Raw genomic sequence first — 3,962 nt, forward strand, 5'->3', positions numbered from 1 at the left:
TGCTGCGCCGCGTCCAGTTGCGCGGACAGGGTGCGCAGTTGGTCAGCGGCTTCGCCATAGCCCCAGGCGTCAAGCTGGCCGATAGCGCCGCGCATCGCCATGCCCGCGCTGGCGGCTTCCTCGGCCAAGCGCTGATAAGCCCCGTCAAGCTGGTGCAGGCTATCAGCCTGGGCGTCCACTACGTCCCGGCTCTTGGCAAGCTCATCATAAAGCTCATTGCCGAGGATCGCGCGGCCCTCGGCCTCATTGTCAAAAATTTCATCCAGCTTGTCGCGAAAATCGACCAGTTCAACCGCAGCGTCGGCAATGGCGATCACCGCGCGCTTGCCGAAGGATTCGACACGCGCGGTCAGTTCACTAAACCGGCGGTCAAGCTCGGCGGCTTTGTCAATCAATTCCGCATCCAGCACCGCGCCGGTTTCATGGGCGCGTTGAATCATCGCGCGCAATGCCGGCTCACCCAGGCCGATAAGAGCGCTGAATTGCTCACCACCGGAACCGCCAAAGATTTCTTCCAAGAGGAACGATTGGCCGGCTTGGTCGAAGTTTTTCAGCTTTCCGAGAATCTCGGTCAAGGCGGCCGAGGGGTCTTTCAGTTTCTCTTTCAGCGTCTCGGCGGAATATCCCAGCTTCTTGAACGCCTCGGCACCCGCGCCCGTGCCATCAAGGAAAAACTCACCAGCGCGAATATGAAGCTCTTTAATCCCATCGGTTAGCGCATCAATGCTAATCCGGTTCTGATCGGCCACAAATTTCCATTCCTGAAAAACGGTCGTGGAAACGCCTGCCCGCTCGGCTTCATTCCGAAGATTGGCAACCTCTTTCGTGGTGCTGGCGATGCTTTGGCTGATCTGATCCAGACCACCAACAGCAATGCCACCGGCCACGCCACCAAGGAACGCGCCGCCGATTCCTTTGAGCGATGCCGGAATGCCGTTGAAGGCTTTTCCGATCCTGCCGCCGATGCCCTCATATTCCGAGGCGATCTTATTGGCATTCTGCTTTGCCAGCCGTTCCATGCGCTGCGATGCGCGCTGTTGCTGGACAATCGCCCGATTAAAGTCTTTTTCCCATTTGGCGACATTTGCCTCAAGCTTGACCAGCAGGCCGGTTTCATCAAGTGCCATTGTAAACAGTCCTATCGTTACGCTGCTTTCAGCAGGTCAAAAATATCGTCGCGGGAATAAAGCCCGCCTTGGTCGTGATCGGTAATCGCGCTAGAAACGGCCATACTGGCGGCAATAGCGCCGTCAATGTGGCCGCGCTTCTGGTCGGCCTTGTCCATCCAAATCATGCCAGCCTTGTTCGTCACCGCCGCAACGCCGTCGAAATGGTTGCGCAAGATCGGGTGCCCTTCGTGCCGGATTAGACGCCCATTCACCGCGCGGATAAGCTCGCCATTGGCCGGCCCCATCGTTGCCGAACCTTGGCGCATCTCCACCATGGGAACGCTATCGGCCAGCAGTTCCGCAGCGGTGGCGCGAAAGCGCCACGGGTCATAGCGCACCTGCCGCACGTCATGTCTGGCACAGATTTCCTTTATCACCTCGGCCACGGCCTCTTGCGTCACCACCGGGCCGGGCACTTCAATCAAGTGCCCATCCTTCACCCATTGGCGATAAGGCACCTGTTCCAGCCGTTCGCGATCTTCCAGCCCCTCAGACTGCACAAAGAACCAAGGCTTGATTGTGATTTTCCCATCATACTTGCCGCCATCGTGCCGCCATGCTGCGACGATTGCCGCAAGATCGCCGCTTTGGGCATAATCCACGCCAAGATAGCAGGGAAATTCCTCAAGGTCGGATTCATAATCGACCGGATCGCCGTTCTTATCAAGCTCCACATCGAAAGCGCCAGCGTCGTATTCATCGAAATTAAACAGCGGCGACGTGGAGTTACCCAGCCATTCATTTAGGGCCAGTTGCCGGAAAGCGTATCCCTCAATCGGATCATGCTGCGCAGTAATTGCATCATCGCGCATCTCATCCAAAAGCGGATAACCGTATCTCATGCCGGGGTTGACCTTGTGCCAAACGGCTTCATCTAACCAATCGTCGCCTTCCTCGGGCTCAAAGATAATAGGCAGCTTGGACGGGTTCACAATCTTCCCCAGGGCAATATCGCGAAAGAGGGAATAGCGCTCATACGCAAAGCCATGCCGTCCCCGTCCCGCAGTTGTGCAGGTGACAAATAGCGCGCCGCGCTTCCTGCGCCCGGAATACATTGCTTCCCAGAGCTTGCGGTTCTTCCAGATATGCACCTCATCGCACATAACAAAGGTCGGGCTGGTGCCGTGGAATTTATCGCCGTCCGAGGTGGTGGTTTCCAAAATAGAGCCATCCAAATGGCTTTGAATGGATTTCGTGCCAATCTTGGGATTATTGACGCTCACCACGTCAGACAGGTTCTTATCAGCGCGGATAATTCCAAGAGCTTCAAGAAAGCCGATTTCAGCCTGTTTGCGGTCAGCTGCGCAGAAATATGCCTGCCCTTGCGGCACGGCTTCCGGCCCCAGCAGGTGCAGCAGCGCCAGCGCGGCGGCGGTCGAGGTCTTGCGGTTGCCGCGTGGAACCTGCAACCAGACATCCTTGACAATGCGCTTACCGTCCGGGTGACGCGGGCCATAGATACGCCGAACAATGCGCTCAAGCCATGGGTCAAGCTGGAACGCCATGCCCGGCAAGGTGCTTTGCGGATGCGACAGGGATCGCAGGAATTGAACCGCCTGCTCGCCATATCCGAACGGGTCATCAATAGGCGAGTTGTCGAATACCCAATGCGGATAGGTGCTGGCGCTCATCGGCGGAAACTCAAGGGGTTCGGGCGCGCATTCGGGTCGGGCTGGTCAGGTGCAGCGCCAAGCCGGGCGCGGCTGACAGGATCAAGCCCGAGGTTCGCCGCAAGCTGGCGCGCGGAAAGAATGGCGCGGTTCAGAATGCCAAACGTCACCTTGTCGATAACGCCACCGGCCTGCTTCCGCTCGGTTTCGATCTGGCGGATATAGCCGCGCGCGATGCACAAATCTTCCACCAGCCCCAGATCGGCTTTGCAGATCAGCTTGCGCGCGATCAGCATGGGAAGGATGCGCTTCCATTCCTGCACCGCGTAAGGCGAGAAATAGGCCGGGGCCTTGGGTGCCTTGGTCAGCGGCTCTTGGTCGGGATGCACGGCAGGCTTGACGCCGCGCAGGTGCTTGCTCATGCCGCCACCTGTTGCACCTGGGCGTTGAAGTTCGCGGCATAGACAGCGCGCATGAAGCCCATGGGCGTGACGCTACGGGCGTTCGCTCGATCACGGCCCTTGCCTGCCATGTCGCGGATTACGTTTGCCTGCGCCGGGCCAGGCAGCGCGGCCTTGGGCGGCATAATGAAACCGCCGCCCGTCCAAAGGCAGGTTTTCTTGGTGTAGTGTTCCGAGGGTGCGAGCTGGGAATAATCGCACGGGTCAAAGCAATGATCAGGCTCGCGCCAATAGGTGCTGATTGTGCTGCGCGGGTTCTCGATCAGATACGGCACCTCGAAAAACTCGGCCCATTCGGCGGCAATGGCGAAAAGCTCGATTGCATCCGAAAGCGCATGAAGCCCCTTGCCCTTGAACCAACGTGCGCCAGAACAGGCCAGATCATCGCAGGGCGGAAAGGCAGCAAAAAACCGGCAGCGCTGCACCATGTCGCGGGTCGGCTTCCAGCGCCGGGCATCAGCCTGGACAAAGTGGATATTGCCCTTGCTGAAATTACCGGGGTGCTGAATGTCGATGCAATAACAATCCCAGCCCGCAGCCGCGAAGGGTTCGGCGGATTTGCCGGAAAGCTCGTAAAGGAAGATCGCAACGGGTTTCATGCCGCGATTACCCTGATTTCCAAGCCCTTCCGACGCCCGATTTCGGCCAGGCCGAGGATGTTGAAGGGCTTGCCGTCCATCACCAGCCGGTCGGCGGTGGTGATCTGCGCCAGCGGATAGCGG

At 58.6% G+C, this 3,962-nt stretch carries 3 protein-coding genes and 1 pseudogene; all 4 read right to left on the reverse strand.

Annotated elements, in window-relative coordinates; genetic code table 11:
• A pseudogene (locus tag IT40_RS25900) lies at positions 1–1,127 on the reverse strand (hypothetical protein); the annotation flags it as partial.
• A gap of 17 nt (positions 1,128–1,144) precedes the next feature.
• Complete coding sequence (locus IT40_RS25905) at positions 1,145–2,800, reverse strand: terminase large subunit (protein WP_036761324.1); 1,656 nt, start codon at positions 2,798–2,800, stop codon at positions 1,145–1,147.
• Complete coding sequence (locus IT40_RS25910; RefSeq protein ID WP_036761325.1) at positions 2,797–3,201, reverse strand: P27 family phage terminase small subunit; 405 nt, start codon at positions 3,199–3,201, stop codon at positions 2,797–2,799. Before IT40_RS25910 ends, IT40_RS25905 begins: the two co-directional genes overlap by 4 nt.
• Complete coding sequence (locus tag IT40_RS25915) at positions 3,198–3,839, reverse strand: hypothetical protein (protein ID WP_036761326.1); 642 nt, start codon at positions 3,837–3,839, stop codon at positions 3,198–3,200. The genes IT40_RS25910 and IT40_RS25915 overlap by 4 nt, the downstream gene beginning before the upstream one ends.
• Between the last annotated feature and the right edge of the window lie 123 nt (positions 3,840–3,962).

Source organism: Paracoccus versutus, assembly GCF_000763885.1.
Classification (GTDB): Bacteria; Pseudomonadota; Alphaproteobacteria; order Rhodobacterales; family Rhodobacteraceae; genus Paracoccus; species Paracoccus versutus.

Excerpts from the sequence above, each read along its gene's own strand:
- IT40_RS25905 (WP_036761324.1), bottom strand. The coding sequence starts at position 2,800 with ATGAGCGCCAGCACCTATCCGCATTGGGTATTCGACAACTCGCCTATT.
- IT40_RS25910 (WP_036761325.1), bottom strand. The coding sequence starts at position 3,201 with ATGAGCAAGCACCTGCGCGGCGTCAAGCCTGCCGTGCATCCCGACCAA.
- IT40_RS25915 (WP_036761326.1), bottom strand. The coding sequence starts at position 3,839 with ATGAAACCCGTTGCGATCTTCCTTTACGAGCTTTCCGGCAAATCCGCC.